At 35.2% G+C, this 22,174-nt stretch carries 23 protein-coding genes and 1 pseudogene; 2 read left to right on the top strand and 22 right to left on the bottom strand.

What is annotated here, in order from left to right; translation table 11 throughout:
* Window positions 1-188 (top strand): annotated as a pseudogene (locus tag T498_RS16575) (IS110 family transposase); the annotation flags it as partial.
* A gap of 137 nt (window positions 189-325) precedes the next feature.
* Here T498_RS16575 and T498_RS15490 read toward each other — a convergent pair.
* From T498_RS15490 to T498_RS0109540, 22 genes are all read right to left on the bottom strand, one after another.
* A complete protein-coding gene (locus T498_RS15490; RefSeq protein ID WP_036978318.1) occupies window positions 326-1,384 on the bottom strand; it encodes a Fic family protein in 1,059 nt (352 codons plus the stop codon).
* Between the two features lie 300 nt (window positions 1,385-1,684).
* On the bottom strand, window positions 1,685-2,332 hold the full coding sequence (locus tag T498_RS0109655) for an HD domain-containing protein (RefSeq protein ID WP_242839228.1): 648 nt from the start codon (window positions 2,330-2,332) through the stop codon (window positions 1,685-1,687).
* 14 nt (window positions 2,333-2,346) lie between these two features.
* Window positions 2,347-2,856: a pyridoxamine 5'-phosphate oxidase family protein gene (locus T498_RS0109650; RefSeq protein ID WP_028235730.1), complete on the bottom strand. Its 510-nt coding sequence runs from the start codon at window positions 2,854-2,856 to the stop codon at window positions 2,347-2,349.
* Window positions 2,857-2,992: 136 nt separating this feature from the next.
* Window positions 2,993-3,607, bottom strand: coding sequence for a hypothetical protein (locus T498_RS0109645; RefSeq protein ID WP_028235729.1), 615 nt, complete (start codon window positions 3,605-3,607; stop codon window positions 2,993-2,995).
* 217 nt (window positions 3,608-3,824) lie between these two features.
* Complete coding sequence (locus T498_RS0109640; RefSeq protein WP_028235728.1) at window positions 3,825-4,232, bottom strand: (deoxy)nucleoside triphosphate pyrophosphohydrolase; 408 nt, start codon at window positions 4,230-4,232, stop codon at window positions 3,825-3,827.
* Between the two features lie 17 nt (window positions 4,233-4,249).
* On the bottom strand, window positions 4,250-7,225 hold the full coding sequence (locus T498_RS0109635) for a DUF3427 domain-containing protein (RefSeq protein WP_028235727.1): 2,976 nt from the start codon (window positions 7,223-7,225) through the stop codon (window positions 4,250-4,252).
* 23 nt (window positions 7,226-7,248) lie between these two features.
* Complete coding sequence (locus T498_RS0109630; protein ID WP_028235726.1) at window positions 7,249-9,753, bottom strand: DEAD/DEAH box helicase family protein; 2,505 nt, start codon at window positions 9,751-9,753, stop codon at window positions 7,249-7,251.
* Entirely contained in the window at window positions 9,726-10,316 is a 591-nt protein-coding gene (locus tag T498_RS0109625) for a class I SAM-dependent methyltransferase (protein ID WP_081779743.1), read from the bottom strand. The genes T498_RS0109630 and T498_RS0109625 overlap by 28 nt, the downstream gene beginning before the upstream one ends.
* A 10-nt stretch (window positions 10,317-10,326) precedes the next feature.
* Window positions 10,327-10,647, bottom strand: a complete 321-nt coding sequence (locus tag T498_RS0109620) for a nucleotide pyrophosphohydrolase (protein WP_028235724.1) — start codon at window positions 10,645-10,647, stop codon at window positions 10,327-10,329.
* Between the two features lie 14 nt (window positions 10,648-10,661).
* On the bottom strand, window positions 10,662-12,449 hold the full coding sequence (locus tag T498_RS0109615) for a DUF2075 domain-containing protein (RefSeq protein ID WP_036978313.1): 1,788 nt from the start codon (window positions 12,447-12,449) through the stop codon (window positions 10,662-10,664).
* A gap of 344 nt (window positions 12,450-12,793) precedes the next feature.
* On the bottom strand, window positions 12,794-13,471 hold the full coding sequence (locus T498_RS0109610; RefSeq protein ID WP_028235722.1) for a hypothetical protein: 678 nt from the start codon (window positions 13,469-13,471) through the stop codon (window positions 12,794-12,796).
* 99 nt (window positions 13,472-13,570) lie between these two features.
* Window positions 13,571-13,891 (bottom strand): LPD16 domain-containing protein, encoded by a 321-nt coding sequence (locus T498_RS0109605; protein WP_155951052.1) that lies wholly within the window; start codon window positions 13,889-13,891, stop codon window positions 13,571-13,573.
* A gap of 213 nt (window positions 13,892-14,104) precedes the next feature.
* Window positions 14,105-14,761: a 3'-5' exonuclease gene (locus T498_RS0109600; RefSeq protein WP_028235720.1), complete on the bottom strand. Its 657-nt coding sequence runs from the start codon at window positions 14,759-14,761 to the stop codon at window positions 14,105-14,107.
* An 826-nt stretch (window positions 14,762-15,587) separates the two neighbouring features.
* Complete coding sequence (locus T498_RS0109590) at window positions 15,588-15,782, bottom strand: hypothetical protein (protein WP_028235719.1); 195 nt, start codon at window positions 15,780-15,782, stop codon at window positions 15,588-15,590.
* Between the two features lie 122 nt (window positions 15,783-15,904).
* A complete protein-coding gene (locus T498_RS0109585) occupies window positions 15,905-16,138 on the bottom strand; it encodes a hypothetical protein (RefSeq protein ID WP_028235718.1) in 234 nt (77 codons plus the stop codon).
* 89 nt (window positions 16,139-16,227) lie between these two features.
* Window positions 16,228-16,443: a DUF3791 domain-containing protein gene (locus T498_RS0109580; RefSeq protein ID WP_028235717.1), complete on the bottom strand. Its 216-nt coding sequence runs from the start codon at window positions 16,441-16,443 to the stop codon at window positions 16,228-16,230.
* Window positions 16,444-16,755: 312 nt separating this feature from the next.
* A complete protein-coding gene (locus tag T498_RS0109575) occupies window positions 16,756-17,247 on the bottom strand; it encodes a hypothetical protein (protein ID WP_028235716.1) in 492 nt (163 codons plus the stop codon).
* Between the two features lie 404 nt (window positions 17,248-17,651).
* Window positions 17,652-18,317, bottom strand: a complete 666-nt coding sequence (locus tag T498_RS15485; RefSeq protein WP_036978310.1) for an SGNH/GDSL hydrolase family protein — start codon at window positions 18,315-18,317, stop codon at window positions 17,652-17,654.
* Window positions 18,318-18,374: 57 nt separating this feature from the next.
* On the bottom strand, window positions 18,375-19,772 hold the full coding sequence (locus T498_RS0109565) for an ATP-binding protein (RefSeq protein ID WP_028235715.1): 1,398 nt from the start codon (window positions 19,770-19,772) through the stop codon (window positions 18,375-18,377).
* A 700-nt stretch (window positions 19,773-20,472) separates the two neighbouring features.
* Window positions 20,473-21,111: a hypothetical protein gene (locus T498_RS0109550; protein WP_028235714.1), complete on the bottom strand. Its 639-nt coding sequence runs from the start codon at window positions 21,109-21,111 to the stop codon at window positions 20,473-20,475.
* A 163-nt stretch (window positions 21,112-21,274) separates the two neighbouring features.
* Complete coding sequence (locus T498_RS16780; RefSeq protein WP_155951051.1) at window positions 21,275-21,442, bottom strand: hypothetical protein; 168 nt, start codon at window positions 21,440-21,442, stop codon at window positions 21,275-21,277.
* Between the two features lie 24 nt (window positions 21,443-21,466).
* A complete protein-coding gene (locus T498_RS0109540; RefSeq protein WP_028235713.1) occupies window positions 21,467-21,793 on the bottom strand; it encodes a MerR family transcriptional regulator in 327 nt (108 codons plus the stop codon).
* Window positions 21,794-22,018: 225 nt separating this feature from the next.
* Here T498_RS0109540 and T498_RS17250 point away from each other — a divergent pair.
* Window positions 22,019-22,174 (top strand): transposase zinc-binding domain-containing protein (locus tag T498_RS17250; protein WP_197019949.1); only part of this gene is annotated, 156 nt, incomplete at its 3' end.

The raw sequence follows: 22,174 nt of genomic DNA, 5'->3' as shown, positions 1-22,174 counted from the left end.
TCTTTCAGGTAATGGATGTACTCATCAAAACCATGCCACAGGACGATCCTGTTTATCAGTTCTTAGATAAGAAACGGGCACAAGGCAAGCCTTACTATGTCTATATGACAGCCGGTGCAAACAAGTTTCTAAGAATCTACTATGGACGAGTGAAAGAATACTTAGCCACTCTTCCAGAATCGAATTAATCTCAATCAATAAAACTATTCAGACCAGCACTGGTTGTGGTGGTCTTATTTTGATACCTTCTTTTCAACCTGTATAAAAATTTCATTGTTCTTTAATTTAGCCTTGACTTTTTATTTGCAGGCTATTTATTGGAATGTTAAATCACAATCCATTCACCTTTTTTATTTGATCCTATACGCTTTATAACACCTCTATCTACCATTTCTTGTAAAGAGCGCTTAACAGTAGACTCCGAACATCCCAGACGTTCTGCCATATCTTTTCTAGTAAGATTAGATTTTTCTTTTATCAAATCTAAAATCTTAACTTCCCTTTCTGATAAATTTATTGGGTCATTTATTGGGTCATTTATTGGGTCATCATGACCCAATAAAAATTTTCCACTAACATGCATCTCACGATTATGTAGTTCATTTTTTTCACTTAACAGGAGGTTCCTCAAAAACAATTCAAGAAACTCTGTCGTTTCATAAATGCCTTCTTTTATATTTGTATAATTAGCCCGAACAAGAGCATTTCTAAAATACCATGAATTTTCTGCAAACAAATCATTTTCAGCATCAAATCCAAGCAAACGTAAATACTTGATAAAAAATACTGCCGTAGTTCTTGTATTTCCCTCACCAAATACATGTATCTGCCACAATCTCGAAATGAAAACAGCTAGATGATGTATAGTTTCATCCATTGTCAATCCATTATAACGAAAATCTCGCTCCTGAGAAAAATCATAATCAAGTGTCTCTCGAAGGTCTGATGCACCGCCATATGCGACTGTATCACCATCCAGTACCCACTCTTTTTTTGTTATGTTATAATCACGAATCTTTCCAGCATGAGAATAGATACCTAAAAATAGTTCTCTATGAATTGAAATATACTGTGTCGGTGAAAATGTGAAAGCTTTTTCTGAAAGAATCTTTGCGATTCGAGCAGATACTTTGTCAGCTTCCTCTGTTCTGCTTTCAGTATCCATGCGGCCTTCTTTGCTCTCATAATAGCTGTTTATAAGCTCTCCAGCTTCATCAACACTTATCTCCCCATCAATGCTCTTTTTAGCCGTATCATACAAGTATTCAGAAGGTTTTAAGCCATCTACATCTTGCAGACCAATTGCAGCTGACCAGGCCTGGCCAAGTTCTTTTCTACTTGGTGGAAGATTCTTTATATATTCTTCGAAAGGATCATTCTTTATGTCTCTCACATTAAATCTCCTCGTAATTTTTTTTCTTAATTATATCCTATTTTATATTGGTTATAAACACGCTCACGGTAAAGGAATGACGTGAATCCCACTACTCGGTAGCAATGGGCGTCTGTTTGTTTAATTGATGTGATGATAGCTCATATATGTAAGATTTGTCCAGCCATTCCCATGCTGCGAAACACCACATCTTACTTTATTGTAAACTTCGTTTACAGCTTCTACATAACAAATAAATGACATTGGTAATCAATTAGATTTCTGAGTTCTCTTAACTCTTTATTATTTATATTAAACCTTAGGTTTATAGTTGTCTTTATCCACAGCAGAATAAACATCCTGCCCCATCAATTGTTCAAAGTAACTTTTTAATTCTAAATTGGTATCCCATTTTTCCGGATCATAATAACCATAGCGGCTTTTCACATCATTCATTCTATCAATGATGTCCATGACGCCTTCCGCACCACCAATAGAATCACAAAGTTGAATCAACTTATCATAGTCATCAAGGTCGGTTTTGGCTAACTCGGTCTTTATAAGCTCTGTTTCTTCTTCAGTTGTATCGAAATTACCCACATATGCATCAATAGTTTTCCCATTGAACGAGTGCGTGAGACAAACTCTGGCAACCTCATCATATCCTAGTGACATCATATATGAATATCCGTCTGAAACATGTCCCAGATGGCGTTTTCCAAATCTTCTTCCGATATCATGCAATAGACCGACCACATACGCCTTATCTGAATTCAATCCGCTCTTTTCTGCAATACATTGAGCACAATGAGCCACTGTTCTACTATGGTCTCCCCATGGTCCTGGGTTTAGTTTTTCTGCTTCTTTAAGAAGCTGTTCAGCTTCGTCTCTTGTTGGATACATAGTACCTACTCCCACTTCTTTTACACCACCAACTGGTATGCCTCTCTCGGCTCCCAATTCAAAAAATAGAATTAAACATCCATATGCTGTCTGCTTCCAAAGCCATTGTTTTTCAAATCAGAATCCAGATAGTCGTAAGAAGTCGGCACCACCTTAATCAGGTTCATTGCCTGTGGCAACTTCTTCATGGCTTCCACAGGAATCTTCTTGTGCTCCATCAGCTTAAGATATTCCTCTGAAAAAGGCTCCACCATAGATGCAGTGCCCTGTATCTGTAGGCTCTTCAACTGCCCAAACCCACCATAAGGCTCGAAGATGGCAATGCCCACATTCTTATTCTCCTTCAGGCCTCTGAACTTCAATCCACCTTCGGAGAAAAAGTAAAAGCAGCTATCCACATAGTTATATTCAATAGGTGTATTGCGCACCATATCAGCTGATGCTGTAGCTAACGCACATGTGTTATGAGCTTGGATGAAAGCTACTATCTTCTCTTTTAAAGCTGCTGGCTCCATATGAATAGAGTCACGGTCCCGCTCTATCCAGTGGGATGCAGCTGCATCATAGTCTGGTTCGTACATGATGTTATTCCCCCTCTAAAGTGTGTTATTGTACCATTCCTAGCAGTCCCTTCCAGGGCCAGGTCTGCCCGAACTCCACAGACCACGGGCTAGCGCCCGCAAGGAAGGATTGTAATCGGCGAAGCCGATGGGATTATTATTGAAACTCTTCCTCATGTTCCCCTATATAGGATATTGTTTGACCATCGACTCCAGATTTATATTGCATCCAATAAACTGCTAATGTTTCATATGCAATTTTTGCTTCGGCATACAGATTTTTACATATCTCTATTATACGCTCTGCATCTGTTTCATTTGAATTTGAAGATGTTATTTTTAAGTATTTATCTACATCCAAAAAACAGATTTTAAAGTCTTTGTATTTTTTTCCTATTAATGAGTACAATATCTCACGATATTTAAATCCAGACGTTGGAATTGGTCTCACATCCTCATAAAACAAACTATTTTTATAGTCAAGGGATGCAAAATCTATATCAGATTTCGAATATAGATATTTAATTACATCTTTAATCTCGTCAACAACTTTATTTTTACTTTGTGCAACTTGTAAACACTCCCAGTTTTCGCTGTCATTAGAAGCAAACAAAAGCCATACTCGACTTTTACCACAAGCCTCTGTTTGGTATCTTTCTAATTTCTTCTTCGCATCTTGTTGCGAAGAAAAAGAAAGTTCACCTACATAATATTCCTTAAAATCTGAATATCTTTTTTTCTTCTTATTTTCGTACGGTGCGCGTAATTTCATTTTTACCCCCATTTTTTATTATGTATTTATCCCCTTTCCTGAATATATTGCAATGTAGTAATCACTATCTTCAATTAATCTAATCTATTATTGTTTTTCCATAGTTTTACTAAATCAATAGTATTACTCATTAGTCTTAATTCTTTTTCAAGTAAATCAATCTGAACTAAAACTGTAATGGGGCACTCAGCTCTCGATAATATTAACGTTATATCGTTTACAACTCATTCATATCCGCCTTAATCTTATCAATCAGTGTAATATCTGCTGGTAACCAATCTACATCATCAATAGTATCTGTAGTTAACCACTTAGCAGCCTCAGCTTCTTTCAATTCCAAATGTCCTTCCTTCACTTCACAATAGAAGCAATCCATTGAAAGATGAAATGTAGGATAATCATACTCGATAGTATCGATGAATGGACCTACTTCTATAAGAGTATCAAGCTCTTCCTGTATTTCTCTTACAAGAGCTTGCTCAGATGTTTCCCCTTCCTCCACTTTGCCACCAGGAAACTCCCAGCCACCTTTTAAGTCGCCATATCCTCTTGCGGTTGCAAAAATCTTATTTTTTTCTTCTATAGAATCACAAATTACGGCTGCAACAACTTTTACTGTTTTCATAATTGATTTCTCCCTTCCTATGCATTTCGTAAATATTCATATATATCTTCTCTAACAGGCTTATCCAGATGCCATTCAATCTCTACGGCAGTCTTATCAGTGTTCGCCATAACAAATTCTTTTGCCTGCCCCGTAGGCTTCATTCTTCCCAAATAGTAAAACTCCTTTGAGACTTTATCATCCTTATTCTTCCTTACAAATAATTCAACATTAACTCCAAGTTGTTCACAATTCAAAAACGTATTAACATCATTAGATGTCATTCGTCTTCTTGCTTTGGATATTGCAATTAATGTTTGGTTACTAGTAAATCTATCTTCATACTTAGTGGTATCACTTATATCATCTGATTTCTCATAATTGATAAAAACAGGAAAAGTCTTTGTTCGTGCGTCATATTTATATCCACCAATATTAGTTGGGACTTCATTTTTTTCCCAGTTTAATAGCCTACACACATCCTCATATGTATACTTCTTATACAAAACCAAATCTGTCATTTCATATGAATCGCTGTAATTCTGCTTGTATCTACTTATGCCAAAATCAATCAGCTCTTGAACGATATTGTAGAATTCATCATTCTTAAGCATCTCAAAAAATGCCTTTGCTGGAATATAATCATTTCTATCCTTCTCGATAAAAACACAAGATGCATAGGTATCTTTACTTGAACCCGCTGCAAACTGATTTGTCATCACATTTACAATATTCTCTCGCTGCTTATCATCCATGATTTTTGAGTATTCACTTTCTAAATCCTGAGATAATCCTGCAAAAAGTCCAATTTTTGAGAAACCTTTTGAATATGCAAGTATTCTCTTCAAAAGTTGCAATTCTTGAATACGTTTTCCATTAGCAAGTTTTATCGATATAAATTCAACCATCTTCTCTTCTTTATCGGATAGTCTAACTGTATAATCACTCTCATACTTTACCAAAAATTTATAATATGACCCCAAACTTTTGTTATCGAATATACGAAGTACATCCATCTCGCCATGTTCGTCGAAATCTGTAAGTTTAGGAATCCTTCCAAGTTTATTCTTTAGGTTTGTATAATTCTCTTTTATAAGTTTAAGATCACTAAAATTTGCATTATCAATTGATGAAAAAATTTTCTTTCTACTAATTTCATCAAAGTGAACTGTAGATGCGCCTGGTATAACACGCACTCCCTCCAGAATATAGCGTCTGATATTATCCTTGTTATATGTTCTATCCCCCGAAAGAGCAATAGGAATCATAAAGTTGTTATTGTAATTTCCGATAAAATCAAGAATCACAACATACTCTTTTCCATCAGCTTTTCTTAAACCTCTACCTAATTGCTGAATAAATACAATTGGAGACTGCGTAGGACGAAGCATTATTACTTGATTGACCTCAACAATATCAACGCCTTCATTAAGGATTTCAACTGAAAAAATATAATCTAAAGGCTGTAGACCATCTTCAGTTTCATCCATGGCTAGTCTTTCAAAAGCTTCTGCTCTTTGCGTTTCATCTGCACTACCATTCAAAGCTATTGTTCTATATTGTTTTCCTGTCTCAGGATTAATAGTTTGATTGAACTTTTCTGATAGAGCCTCAGATTCTTTTATACTACTACAAAAAATTAGTCCCTTTACTCGCTCCCCACTAAATCCATAATAAGTCGCTTGCTCAATAATATGCTTTACTCTTTCATCTGAAGTAAGCATAGAAAAGTCAATTCTATCTGTATCTTCAATAGAATCTATAGAGAGATCATTTATTCCAAAATAATGGAATGGACATAATAAATCCTCTTCCATGGCCTGTTGCAGTCTAATCTCATAAGCTATTTGATGATTAAATATCTCATAGACATTTCTACCTTCGACATTGTCGTCTCTTTTATCTGGAGTTGCCGTCATACCAAGCCAAAGTTTAGGCTTGAAATGATTCATTATCTTCTGATATGTATTAGCTGGAACATGGTGAGCTTCATCAAGTACTATACAGTCAAAATGGTCAGAGGCAAATTTGCATAAATGTTCATCGCGACTTAAAGTTTGCACTGTAGCAAATATATAATCCTTGTCATATTCGTCATTGCCAGCACCAACTAATCCCATACTAATCTTTTTATCAAACACTCGCTCGTATGATTTCTTAGTCTGTCTAGCTAACTGCCCTCTATGAACCAGGAAAAGAACTCTTTTGAACCCAAGCTCACGCATCGCAAATGCTGAGGCATATGTCTTACCTGTTCCGGTTGCTGAAATAAGAAGTGCTCTACTCTCTCCAGCATCTACAATCTTTTTAAGATTTGTTATAAAACCAACCTGCATACTGTTAGGCTTAAGATTGTACTTTTCAAATTCTACGGTATCATCTTGCTTAGCTGCTGCACGCTGTTTCTTTATGATTTCATATTTAGTTTTATAGTTCTCATAGAAATCGTCAAAATCCAAAGCATACTTTGAATTCCATAAATCGTTGTACTCATTAAGAATCTCGACAGCTTCTTCTCCCTCTGTAGTGGAAACTATCTTTGTATTCCACTCTTTATTATGAGTAAGCGCTGCACTTGTAATATTGGAACTTCCAATGATTATTCTATAAATCTCATCTTTTTTGAAAATATAACCCTTAGTATGAAATCCCTCTTCGGCCGCATCAACATCATACATTTTAAGATTTATATTCTCTAATTCGTTAAGCTTCTTTAAGGCCTTTGGGTCACTAAAATTTAAATAATTAGTTGTTAATATTTCTCCTGGTATCCCCTTACGTTCAAGTTCTTGAAGCGTCTGAAGCAACGGAGTAATACCTCCCATTGTTATAAAAGCTACGCTAATCTGAAATTGGTCGCATCTCAAAAGCTCATCTTCAATGGATGAAAGGACCTTTTTTCCTTCTTTATAATTGTTAGAAACAAATTGTGGTCTGTATTTAATTTCAGAGGCTACAGAACCATTAATATATGCTGTCTCAAGGCCTCGTTTCAGTTCTTCAATGTTTGACATTTATATACTCCCTATTGATGTTATTAGCGCTCCTCTAGTTTTAACCTATTACTATAGTAATCCATGGTCTTATACTCGATTACATCCTTCATCTGCTCCGCCAGAATTGGATTGTCAATTATAGCATTTAGTTCACTACACAATCCTATACCATTTTCAGCCTCAACAAAGAAACCTTTTCCCGAATTAATAAGGAAATGTACTGGCATTGAAAAGATTTTCTTAATATGAGCTGAATCTGATATTTTTACATATTGATTGTAAGTTTTCTTTGGATCCAAATCTTTCCAGTTTGAGCCAGTATTAAAAAAGCGTTTCCATGTAGCTAACAACTGCTCCTCATGAACCTGCATAAGCACATCACCATCATTATATATAGCCATTAAAACAGGCATCTTGTATACCTTGGTCATTTGTTCATTTTCAAGATGCTTTATAAAATCTTTTCCCAATCCACCTAAGAACTGCTCTTCTGCCAGCGTTAATTCATTGTGATTATGTAGATACTTAAGATAATCTTTAAATATATTATCCTTTGAACGACTACGCATTAACTGATATATATCATCACTCATATGAGTAAACAACTCTAGTCGCGATGGTCTATGTCCAACCAATTCCTTAACTCTGTAAAACTCCTCGTCAATCAAATCCGTTAATTTCTGATGTTTGCGTTCCATCTCTTTGAATAAATCGATGAGTCGCATGTCAAAGTCTATTAGACAATCATCTGGAATATCCTTCTTAGATGGTGCACCAGAATATTTATCATAAGCCGCCACGTGCTTCCCAGAAAGGAAGGATCTAACCTTTCCGGCTTTCTCGTAGTTACCAATAAAATCTAATACATTCAGGTAATTCTTTCCCTTTGATTTTCTAAGTCCTCGACCTAGTTGCTGTAAGAAAACAACCGGAGACTCAGTAGGTCGGAGAAACATAACCATATCCAAAGATGTAATATCAACACCTTCATTAAACATATCAACAGCAAATATGACTTTGATTTCCCCTGCCTTAAGCTTTGTTATTGCAACATCTCTTGCCTCAGAGTATTCACCAGTAGCATTACTATATACAGCAACTGCAGGTATTCCACGAATACAGAATTCCTTTGCCATTTCTTCAGCATAATCTCTTGAGCAGCAAAATCCCAACGCACGGTTCGATTCGTATTTACGATAATATTTATAAATCAAATCATGACGATGAACATTGCCAATGTATGTCTCATTTAATTCTTTTTCATCATAACGACCTCTAACAACATGCAGCTTTGAATAATCTGTATCATCGTAAATACCATAGTAATGAAAAGGAACCAACATTCCTTTATTAATAGCCTCAAATAGAGATATTTCATATGGAACATTATAATCGCATAGTTCATATATACTTCGCCCATCCATTCTCTCAGGGGTAGCGGTAAGACCTAACATAAATTTAGGCTTAAAGTAATCTACTATTCTCTTATATTGATCATTTACCGCATGATGAAATTCATCAACTACAATGTAATCAAAATAGTCTGCTGAAAAATACTCAGCATTCAAATATTTCTCATTTCCAAGTGTAGCTACTGAAGCAAATATCACTGATTTATGAGTGCATTTCTCATCTCCATTAAAAAATCCATAGTCATCAGAGTTTCGTATATTACGAAATGAAACTGCTGCCTGCTTAAGAATTTCCTCTCGATGTGCAACAAACAAAACATGCTCATATTCTTTAGAATCAAATGCAGCTAAATATGTTTTACCAACACCAGTAGCCGCTTGAACTAAAGCTTTAGTTGCTCCTTCTGCCCTGGTATTCTCCAGTGCACAAAGTGCCTCAATCTGAGCGCCCCTTGGTTCATAGAGCATTCTAACATTTGAATCTTTATATAATTCAGATTCATCATAACGTTCTAAGTCTTTGGCAGCTGCAGGCTTATGCCAATTTTTTGAGTACTCACGAAGTACATCATCTGTTATCTCTATAGAATGATTCTGATATAAATCCTCAAAAGTATCGCAAAACTTATTAAAATTTCTCTCATCAGAAAAAGTGGTAAATCTATAATTCCATTCGATGCCAGAAGTTAGTGCACTTCTAGAGACATTCGATGAACCAATGAAAATCTCTCCATGATAATCATAGTGAAATATATATGCCTTTGGATGAAATGATCTGCTGGGGTCATTATAGAATCTTAATTCTACTCTATCCCCAAGTTTATGTTTAATCAGATATAGAGCAGACGGTTGAGTAATCCCAAGATAATTTCCCGTAAGAATTCTTATTTTAGTACCAGCATTAATAGATTTTTCCAATTGACCCAGTAGCATTTTTACACCAGATTCCATCAGGAAAGATACAATAATATCAACCTGCTTTGCCTTGCCAAAACTCGATAAAAGCTTTGCATATAACTGGACGGCCTTATTATCATCTCCAGTCATTGCCAGCGGTTGATAATCTAAATCTATTGATTCAACTGAATTATTATCAATGTCTTCACCTATTTCTTCAAAATTAGGTTCAACCATTTTTCTTCTCCTCGTCCTGGTCTTACATCACTAGTTATCCAACTATCTGCAATAGCAATCTCAGAGAAATCTGATATATACTCCAAAAAAGATTTCTCTGTAAAATCAGAGAAATAACGACCATTTCTTTCACCTTCAAAATTACCATATTTAAAAGATGTGTAAATAACCCCTCCATCTTTTAACGCGTTTGCCATTTTCTCCAGTACAGACTTCAATTCTTTTTTTGAAACATGTAAGATTGAAGAACATGCCCAGATGCCATCATATTTTTCTATATCATCAAGCTCCTGAAATAACATATTCTTTACTTCAATCCCTGTGTATTCAGAAGCCACTTTACAAAGTTCTGATGAACCATCTATAGCCGTGATTTTATATCCTAAATCTAAAAAAGCCTTAGTATCTCGTCCTGAGCCGCAACCGAAGTCTAAAATACTAGCTCCATCTTTCAAATAGTCTAAGAATCTATCTCTCTGAGCTGAGATGTCTGCATTAACAGTATTCTCACAGAATTCTTTAGCCATCTCATCATAATAAGATAACGTATTTACGGTATTCATCAATCATCCCCTACAATTCATTATACTTTGCACTGCTCCCCTTGGCTTTTTCCACAGGATACTTAGCCTCATTCTGATCCATCTTTTTATTAATAATCTCGTCAGGATCAACGCCAAGCTTATCTGCAAGGTTTTGGCAGTAAACCATAACATCAGCTAGCTCTTCTTTTACATGTTCAACATCATACTTATCATCATCCCACTGGAAACACTCAAGTAATTCAGCCGCTTCTATTACTATAGATTTCGCCAAATGCACTGGTGCATGAAATTGATCCCAGTCACGATCTTCTGTAAATTTTCTGATTCTAGTAATTGTTTGTTCTGTCATTATTCTCAAACCTCTCAATTAATTGTAATATCGTTTGCATGCGCAATATACTTTTTAAGATATTTTTGTAAATTAGGATTACAAGCATACACATAGCATCCTTTTATTCCTCTTGCAAGGATTGTAGTATATGTATTAATAATAAGTTGCTTTACATCTTCTTCATCTGTGCCAGCCTTTACCTTCTTATCCTTAAAGTTTTCAAGCTTAACAAATATCTTATTTTCTTCAGGATTATAATCAATCTCTTCACCAAAAATAACGCCACAGTAATTCATGTCATATCCCTGTGAGGAATGTATACAACCAATTGTATATGTGGAATCTTTTCTATTAATCCAGTCATTGTTTGCAAGGTTCCATATATACTTATATCCGTCTATCTCAATATCATATTCGCTATTGGCTACAAGATTATTGTAGTAATCCATATTATCTGGAACGGAACATTTAGGCTTAGTCCTCCAGTCCCACGCAAATCCTGCAACAGTTTTACTCAAACCTAGCTCATTATCTTTGCTTCTTATAGTTTTGACCATATCATTGACATCATCAAATATTAAGAAATCATAATTCTCTATCGCCTTAAACTTAGAAACCGTGCACTCCATAATTTGCTTCACATAGTTAATATAGGAGTCTCCACCTTCACAACGCATCTGTGTCTGAAGAACATGATGCCAAATTGGGTTAGCATTTCTTGTATATGTAGCCTTAAAATCTCTATATGTAATATCAGATGATTTTACGCTTTGGTTCTCATCATAAAATAAAACAACGTGACGTGCAGATTTCAATATCCATTCCAGCTGATTAGTTTCATATTTATCAAGTCCTAGTTTTCCACAGACATCATCATATGCTTTATATCCAGTAAGATTTTTTCTTCGTTTTAGTCTATGCGCTTCATCTACAAATAACACATCGTATTTCTTTTTTACTACATCGTTAGGACCTATAATCATGTCCGATGTTAATCCATTGCCACAGGCTTTAAATACTTTACGTACTGTGCCTCGAATTCCATCCATAGGAAAAACAAATCCTATATTAAGTGGCTTTCCATTTCTTTCTAAAAGTATGAAATCTTTGACTTTCTTTAGAGCTGAAAGCTTATCCATATCCATTTCATCATAATCATGAATGTCATCAATGTCATCCTCGTCAACATTTACAGCATTGATTAATGAATTAATAATGCTAATGGCAAGAACTGTTTTTCCTGTACCAGCACAACCATTAACTAGACTTAAGCTATGGATGTCATCTCCTTTAAAATGAAAAGCTTCTACTATTGATTTTAAGATAGTAATAGCGATACGATTCTGTTCGCTAGTAAGTGAATTGTATGGTGAAAACTTAAAGATATTATCATTTTCTATAACCTCAATCGATTTATCAACAAGCTTCTTTTTCCTTAGTTCATTCCATAAAGCAGGAAATTTGCTACGATACCCCTTTCTATCATAGTAATCATGAGAAGCTTGCTGCCCCTTATTCTTGTTAAGCACCTTATAACGACCATCAACTGAAAAATATCTTATCAGCCTTTGCTCATAATCAAGAATAACAGATTTGTTATATTCATTATCAAAAACAATTTCAACAACGTCTAATTGTTTCTTTTCTTCGTTTTGCAAGTGCTGGCTCATACGGTAGGCAGCACTTGTTGTCTCGCCAATATAAATACACTTGTCATCATGTATTAAATATACAACTGGCCAATTTATACCATGAGAAGATTCTTCTAGATTTTTCAAACCATCCTCATCAAATGTATATGTACGAATCTTTTCTAGCATATCTGCCCCCTCATATACAAAATTCCCTCCTATACATACTATATTTAGTATATCATAGGAGGGATTTTTATGGGGCAGAATATATATTTTTTAGGTTCAGAATATTGCCTTAGAGGCTATTCAGACTCAAAATATACTGACTCCCACTTTCGATTAATTTTCTCTAAACTGCTAAAAAAGTAAAAGAACCTCTATGTATCGGAATACCCTTAGTAGATTTAATTGGCCTTCTCTTATTTCAGTATGTAAAAATGTTTTTGACTACACAAGTGAAACCGGAAACTCCCCTGATGTCATATGCTGAGCAATAACAACAAGAATCATCCCCAAATAGTCTAGGCACTTTATTCTTTAGAAACGATTTTCCTCATACTTTTATACAGTTGAAACTTTGTACAAGATGAGTACATAAATAGCCCAATTGATATAACTGTTTCTACCGTAAGTACCAAATTTACTAAATCAAAAACATCTAATTTTTGATTCTTTATCTCAACAATCACATCATAATGAAATTTATATAACATCCCTCCAATTAATCCATAAAGCAAAATAAGAATAACTACAAAAAATGCTGTTGTTATTCCAGATAAGGGTTCTTTAATATAATCTAACAAATCGTGTATAGAAAAATCTGACTTATCTCTTGCTTGATTTATCCATCGACAATCACTCAACGCATAATAAATTGCCATCAGATTTAATACAATTACTGTCACTGAGCCTGCTAGTAAGATATAGTATTCCAACTTAACCTTATAAAGCAATATAATCTCAACAAATGCATAAATAGCAAATAGTACAATATAAATAGTTTTCTCCACTTTATAATCATTTTTTGGATTCTTTAAGTAATATATTAGTCCAATACAACCAAAAGAATCAGCCATTATAAAACAACTTACTCCAATAAGCTTCCACCAAACAATAAGATCAAGTGCCAAAACTAAAACAAATCCTAATGTCAAGGACAATATGGTCATTCCAAAATACTGCTTTGCCTCTTTTTCGTATAATCGCATGTTTTGCCTCCAATTAGTAATATTGAGCATAAAATCATCAAATATATTATCAAACCTATTTAGAATTTACAATGTATGGAGACAGTGCCTGGCCCCACCTCAGTGAAACCGACTATCCCCATCTACTTTCTTCTTCTCTATCGCCTTCATCTCATAGGCGGCTGTATAAGCAACATATTCCTGAAGCATGTCATAATCCACTTCTTTCACAAGCTTGGTGCTCCTAAGACCTTCTGCTGCAATGACCTCAGCTACCACGATAGAGATTTGTACGTCCTTATTCTCAATGACACCACCATCTAGGCCATGATAATTGGCATCATAGAAAGTGTAGTCATAACCTTCATCACACTTCTGGATAGACAAGTACTTACTCCCTACCTGCAGCGCCAGTTCTTCCTTGTCTTCAATTTGTTCCAATGTCCTTTGTCTCATGTCTGTCTCTGTGTTCATCTCATTTATTATTTCGCTGACAGTCTTTCAGATCTTCAACTTGGATAATCATCTTTAAAGCCTGCGCTGCCTCATGTCCTTTTGCTCTATAATTATTTTTATTCAGTGAAAAGTATCCCTTACTTCCACATATACCGTCACCTTCAATGAAGACTCCCTAATCAATTGTTAGTAATTGAATCATCCTACTGCCACCATCATCCCCTTAAACAAATCCCCCAACGTATAACTCAACTCTCTAGTAATCTCCTCCTTCGCATAGCTATACATCTTATTCAACTCAAAATCTGGATTCTTTTCCATCTTCACAAAAAGCAATGCTGTATTATAAGCATCATCCAGCCCATCATGCGCCTTGCCATTTTGAATAATATCCGTAGCAATCAACGCTTCTTCTAGACTCACATTTCGTTCCATGCCAAGCTTTTCATCAACAGGTACCTGATAATCAATCCAGCTATCCAAAAGTGTTGTCAACTTCGTATTTACGATATTCTTCTTTTCCATTTCTTTCTTAAGCTGATGCATATCATTCATGCTCCAGGACACACATCTCACATCACCATCTGGAATCCAGTCCATAAAAGAATCGATAGCTTCCTCGAAGTATGGTGCATCATTCAAATCTGCCTTGGTAATACCAGTGAGCTTGGAAATAAAATAATCCAAGTAGCCAAGCTCTGGCTTAACATATGTATTGAACGTAGAAACTATTTCATATTTCTCATCAACGAGAACTGCGCCAATCTGTATAGTCTCATTTCTAAGCTGCTTGCCATGTTCGCCTGCAAGCTTTGGTACGCCACACATTTCCAAATCAACCACTACATACTTCATATCTACTACCTCAACTTCCTAAAACTCTCCGTCTCTCACACATTCCCTGTAATAAGGACAGTTCAAACAGCACCTGCTGCAACTCCTTTTTTCCATACGCTTCTTTTTCTGTAGCCAATAAATTAATCTTTTCATAAACATTAATGACCTCCATCAACAAATCTAACGGAACACTTCTTTTACTGATTATAAGATTACCAAATCTATCCGCGGTTTATCGGACAGCTCAAAGCCGCTATTTTACTGCATTTTTACTTATTCATATTAAAAAATGCACCTAATCGAAATGATTAGATGCATTCTGTTTATGACGCACTGAAGGTAGATCATGTGTTTCCTAGGCATTATTCATCTCTTCTATAAACTCATCTTCAAATTGAATTGTATAATAATCCACTATATAAAAAGGAGCAAGAGTATATAATTTTATCCTCTTGCCCCGATATATTCTTTAACCAAAATGCTTTGAATGTTTCTTATTTTGCTAAAGCATTATTAACAAATGGAAACTTAATTATAAAATCCTTATCTATTTCCATCATGCTCAAAAGTCTACTTGCAGCACCCCGCTATTTCTCGCAAATCTTATTCCACTCATAAGGTGTGTTCTGGTACACACAGTAACCCCAGCGCAAGATTTTTCGCGCCCCTTATCTATAGAGAAATCAACGATATCAATCAAAAAATCGTGCTCCATTGCGCTCCATTTAGAAGCAGATGGAGCCATTGATTATAATCAAAACACCATTTTGGACATAATAATAGACCAGTTAGTCTGGGCGTCACCAGAGTCGCTGGTCTATGAAAAGTCAAAGTTTAAACCCTATTAATAAGCACGCATAAACCTTTGTTTTTCTTCATCTGTCAATTCAAAAACTTGCTTACCTAATTTCTTTGCATAAGCAATTGCCCCCCTAATATCTAATTTAACATGAGGCAAATCTTTTGCAGAAACAGGCGTTAAATCCATCGTTTCCAACTGCTTATAATAATTATTATAGTTCTTCATTTGTCCATTCATATTTATATACCTCTCTGATTTTCACAGTATCTGGCGAATCAATATATGTATTGCATGTGCCCTATGCGTTATTCATCTCTTCTATGAACTCACCTTTAAATTCGAATGAAAAGATACTTATCCTATTGTAACTTATCAAACAACTCTGGCTCTGTCTCTTTCAATAAGTCTGCGAGCACCTTATAATCCAAATATTGTATACCCTCATTGCCCTGATTTATTTTATTAGAAAGTTTGCTTGCATAATATATAGCCATGGCTTTCTCTAACGAAATATTATTTTCCTCAGCTATATAAGAAATCAGCCTTTCATCCAAGCTTTCCTGATATACTTGTTCTAGTACTTTATCGTCCATTATTTTACCTCATAAAAAGAACTATAACTCAAAAGACCATCAATAGCTTTTTGAGAAATAAAAGCAATCTATTCCACCGTGATAAACAATCATATTTTCACTCCTCTTGCATTCAAATAATCTGTAATGTCATCAATTACATATGATGTACTTTGTGTGTGAATAATGTCAAAATGCTTCACCAAATAGTTATTGATACAATCAACGCTGCTAAGTAATGAGTAAACCTCAGATGGAAGCTTCCCCCATTTATTAGCACAAGCATGAATCATATATATTACAAATGAGAATATTTCTTGACTCATATTAATCTCCTCTGCATAATTACAGCTCTTATATACTAATAATACTATAACAGATTACGTCCTAAAATAAAAAGACTCCTGCCTCATTAGCATAGTCTAAACATAATTCTCCAAAAATCCCTTCGCGCTTTCCCTGACCTTATCTACCACATCACTTGGCCCTGTTTGAATTTCTCGTAGTCCATTGCCTATCGCCTTTGAATAGTGAATAGTTGCACCGCTCAAAATGAGCACCAAAAAAGCAGCTATCTCGATTGAGATAACTGCTATGTAACGTTCAATATTCAATTAGGTCGACAAATCTGAATTTGATTATCTAAATAAACTTGGAACTGCAAAAAACAAAATAAGCAACGAAAGTATTAAAACAAAAACCCATCCAATAAAAGGCTTAAACCACCTATTATGCATGCATAATACATTCAGTTTAGCCACGCCTTCCGGATAATTAAAAAACCATGGATATTCATCAATATAAGTAATATCAATTTCTTGCCCTAAATAATTATCACGAACAGCATTCCACTTTTTTTCTCGCATATCTTTGATTGAATTCAACGTCATTGTTTTTATAGTTTTCCCTTTTTCCGTACGAAATTCAACGATAGGATATGCTACAACTCTATTAAATCGGCTAGAGTGTAATTTATAATTTCTATAGCGTCCCTCATAAAAATCAACGATTTTTGCTGTACAGGTATTTCCAAATAACTTCAACCTTATAATCCTATATAATTGACGACTAGACGCAAATGTTCCAGCACAACCTGTTATTAAAAATATAAAGCCATATAATAATTTCATTTTCTACAAATCCCGATTGTTAATTTAAATCACCTTATAAGCTTATCACATCTCATATTTTAAAAAAGAAAATATTGCTTGGCAAAGCCAAGTTATTGTGGGCTTTTTCCTTAAGTAGCCCACAATAAGTCATAACCATCTACTATTTTTGCTCTTAGTTATACCTTGTTCGCTTCAATATAATGCCTCATCTCCCGCCAAAAGGTATAACCTGACATAAAATCCTACTCTAGTTATACCTTTTTGACTTCAACATAGTGTCCTATAGCTCACCAAAAGGTATAACCATCTCCCATATCAGCCCATGATTATACCTTCAAAGAAATAAGAGGGTCCGAAGACCCTCTCGTCTGCTTTTGAATCTGCTGCTATGCAAATATCTTCTCGATATTATCTCTAATAATTTATGCTATGTTTTCTGGAATAGTAATTCCTTCATCTTCTACAGATAATTTTACATGATTCCAATCTTCATCTGGTAGTGTAAAATCAAATGACTCTCTGAAGCTTGCAGCTGGAAGCCTTCCTGTGATTGTCTTTGTAAGAGTCATGGCCACTAGATAATCACCTAAACCTGATGCATGGGCCCCATCTTTGTAATATAAATCTGCATCAGGTTCATTTGCAAATTCCTTCAGCACCTTGCTCCAGATTTCTCCAATAGGAGCCAGCTTTACTCCTTCATCCTCAGCAATCTTTCTATATCTGCGATTCATCTCCGACTGATTTTCCGGCTTATCCTTCTCAGCCCATGTTTCAAAAATAATAGGAGTAGTATTCACTTTCTTACATAACTCTATAATCTCATGAGTATACTTGATTGTGTCCTCAAACTCTGTCATTGGATGTGCACACTCCTGAATGATACAGTAATCATAGTGTCCATGCAGAATATTAAATCTTTCTGAAAAATACTCCTCATCCATGTGCCACTTCAAGCTTCTTCCAGAGTAAGCCAGCATAAACACCTGGCACTCCTCCCCAGCGGCATCTTCTACCATCCGCCTTACCAGCTCTGGCATGTCATTCATATAAGTATGGCTATTGCCAATAAACAAAATCTTTTTCATTTTGAACTTCTTCAACCTCTTCATAATCATGGGTTTCAAGCCATGTCTTTACAACTTCTAGCTATACAAATCATCTAATGTTAGCAATGATACCTTCTCAGCATCAGCGTTCTCAACAACCCACTTAGAAAAGCCTGACAACGAAAAATACATATACTGAACTTCCTCGTATTTTCTATCAATGAGCCCCTTTCTGTTCATCAGGTCTTCATAAACTGGCTTATCTATCTGTTCATTTTTGAACTTGCACTCTCCAAGAATTGCCTTCTTTCCAATTTCATCAATTCCAACAACATCAATATCCGTTGGAATACGATCAGGTCCCATACCCCACCATTTTCCTACATTTGTAGTCATGCATTTCAGCTTTCCATCTAGCCCGTGTAAAAGAACGTAATATCTACACATATCTTCAAAAATCTCACCCATGAAATCATGCAAATTGTTCTTCACGTACGTATTATAGTAAACTTCTCCGCGGTTCATCTCGATGGCCGCACGCCCCTTAGGAATGAATTTATACCAAAACCGATACATGCCATCAACGATTTCATAGTTAACCTTCTTTTTGTTCTTTTCATCTGTTATGGCTGAAACTTTTGCCAAAACTCCAACTGTAGTAAGATTCTTTATAGTATATGAAACCGCAGCGGGCGACTCATGTACTTTGTCAGCAATTTCATTTACTTTATTTGCTCCACATGAGCACGCCTCAATCACTGTATTGTATGTGTTAACCGTTCGAAACTCTTGCATAAGCAAATTGTATGGTTCTTCATAGAGGTAACCAGATGGTTTAAAAAAATTATTAATTAGATTATCATCTAACGAAACAGAGTCATCAAAAAGTGTTAAATATTTTGCGACTCCTCCAGTTACACCAAATACAACAGCCTTTTCCTCATTATTGTAGTTAGGCACGAATTTAGCAGAATCTAGATAATCAAATGGTTTTAAAAAAATTTGATTATCACGTCTACCAAACAGTGGGCTCTTTTCACTCAAAATCTTTTTCTCCATAAAACTAATTGCAGAGCCACTAATAATAAGATATATATTTTTCTTACTAAGAATTGAATCAATCGCACCTTGAAATCTTGATAGAAAAGACTCGTCCACTTCGGCAATATATGGTATTTCATCCAAAGCAATTACAGTTTTTTCATCCTTACAACTATTACCTACAAACTTAAAGAAGCCTTCCAAATCCGAAAACTCCACACCTTCCATCTCTGGTACGATATCAGAAATGAATTGTGCACTCCACTTTTTAACATTATCTTCTAAGCTAGATTTTGCTGCTATATAATATGACGCTCTCTTATCCTTAATAAATTCTGTGATAAGGGTAGATTTACCTATACGTCTGCGACCATAAATAACAGTCATTTGGAAACCTGGCTGATTATATGTTTCCTCAAGCACACTCATTTCATGTTCTCTTCCTATAAACATAGTTATTTCTCCCGCTAATAATTCTCTTTACTAAAACCGCTTTTATTAAAATATGTTTTATTAAAAATAATTTTAACATAATATCCATAGATGTCAATGTATACTTCTAGCCACTTATATTTCGCAATTATTAATTTTGTGAAGCGGAAACCTTTTCTGCAATTACTGTAATCCATGGCTTACTTTCATGATGATCAGCCTTTACCTTGGAAAAACTTACTTTAATCAAAACAATAAACATATCCCTGCTAAAAGCGCAGAAACCGGAATAATACATATCATATGAAGTAAATGCGTCTTCCAGTTATAACCAAATAACTGCCTATTTAATACACGAAGAAGCCAATGTCAAAAGCTTTTAAACCAAAAAACATCAGCATAAATCTAATAAACTGCTGCAAAAAGTAGCTTTGTTTTTTACACCGTACCCCCCTCAATAATAACTGCAGCAATCATAAGCACTACTGCTAGTGAAATAATTATCCACCCTAGAATATGTTGTCCCGTAAATCTCCTTGCCTTTGTCTCTGGAACCACATTAAGAACCTGTCTAGGCGCAGAAGAAAAAAATTTCTTATCCTGAACATACCCGACTCCACCCAATAAAAGTAAAAAGAGTCCAAGCATCAAATCAAAAAATGCCACCAAACCATTTCTGATTTGATGACATTTTTTACTAATAATCCATTGGACCTGATTCTTAGAAATTAAAGTAGCTAGACTGCACGTATATCAGGCAATTATCAAATTTCCTATCCCCTGAGTCAATCTGTACTGCCTCTGTTAAACCTGCTGACATTTCAAACACAAAATCATAATTAAAATATGCTATATCTGTGCCATTGAGAAATAGTGCTTGAACTGTTACATCTGCTTCTTGATTACCTGTATTTGTCACTGTAACTATTGCTGAATTAGATGTAGGATTCATTGAATATACAATGGCATCCGAATAATCCTTTTCATAAGCAGGTTTTGTTGCTTTTATTTGGCATGTGAATGCAACTTCGTTATTTTCATTGTTTTCCATCCAGAAATCTAATACTGCCTGCTTTCCTGGTGCTATACTTCTAATAATGTCATCTTGCACTTCTACTATAGCGCCAGATGCATCCAAGCCATAACCGTTTGCTTCTATTCTTGCTGCATATTTAGAGTTATTTTGAACTACTACAATATAATTTCTTGAATTTGAGAAATCATATATTTGATAATTATACTCTGCAATAACCTGGATTTGACTGCTTAAATCTGTGCTCTTTTTTGCAGCAAATGCTGTCTGTGGGAACAATAACACAACTAATGCAATAGTTAGAATACAACCTAAAAATCGTTTCATATAACCCCTCCATTTCCAAAAACAACCTTTGAAATGTTGCTGTTTAACAGCTTAATCGATTTCTACATTATTTCCCCTACATAGTTGCTAAACCTGATCGACCTCCTTTTCTCAGTTCTTGTTCAAGTACTGCAATGAACCATTTAATCCCAATAATGAATTATTATCTTACAAAGAGATATCTTATCTTTCTAATAACCGCTTCAATCTTTTTGGAAGTCATCGCTTTCTTTGAATGCTCTGAAATCCGAAAGAATTTCTCTTCAGTATCTTCTAATCTATGCTGCCGAACATTTTTTTCACCATCAAAGCATATACATTTCTTTATCATACTGATTCTCCATAAGCACTTAGCCTATTCCTCATCACCAATTATCGAAATTAGCCTTTGTATCTTGTCATCAACAATTACTTTTTCGGCTTCTAGTGTAACAATCTTGTCTCTCATCAGGTTCTTAAACTCTTCACGACTCATCTTTTCGAATCCCTTGATATTTTTCAAAGTGAACCCAATGCTCTGATAGAATCTTATTAAGTTTACTTGCTCAATGGCGCTATCATCATATAAAAGATGTCCCATTTTGTTCTTGCTTACTGCTTTCAATAGACCCTTACCCTCATAGCACTGAATAGTCCTGCGCGTAACTAAAGTCAGGTCACATAGCTCTCTTAAAGTTATCATCTGCGATTCCTCCTTATATGGCTGCACTATGCGCAATTTGTTTTTCTCCATATAAGGACTTGTTTATTTTGCGAATTATATTTGGGGCAATACCCCTGAAATCACAGTAAAACTGCACGTTACGTGCAGTCAAATAAAAAATAGGCTACGCCTACTCAACTCCCCTGCCCCTCAATCATGAGGGGTGGGGTTTATCTCTTAGTTCTAGTCTTCTATAATTATCTTATGGGTAACATTCTTCAAGAAATATTCCTAGATAATTACGAAGAATTTATGATGACCACACATCCACGCCAGGCTGTCATTGATAATGTAAACAAGATGATTGAGTGTGGTAATCCTTCTTTTGGTGGTGCCATGTACGGATGTACAAAATGTGGC

It is taken from the genome of Pseudobutyrivibrio sp. MD2005, assembly GCF_000621865.1.
In the GTDB taxonomy this organism is placed as follows: Bacteria; Bacillota; Clostridia; order Lachnospirales; family Lachnospiraceae; genus Pseudobutyrivibrio.
Note: the sequence above shows the minus strand (reverse complement) of the source record. Positions and strands in the feature narration are given on the sequence as shown.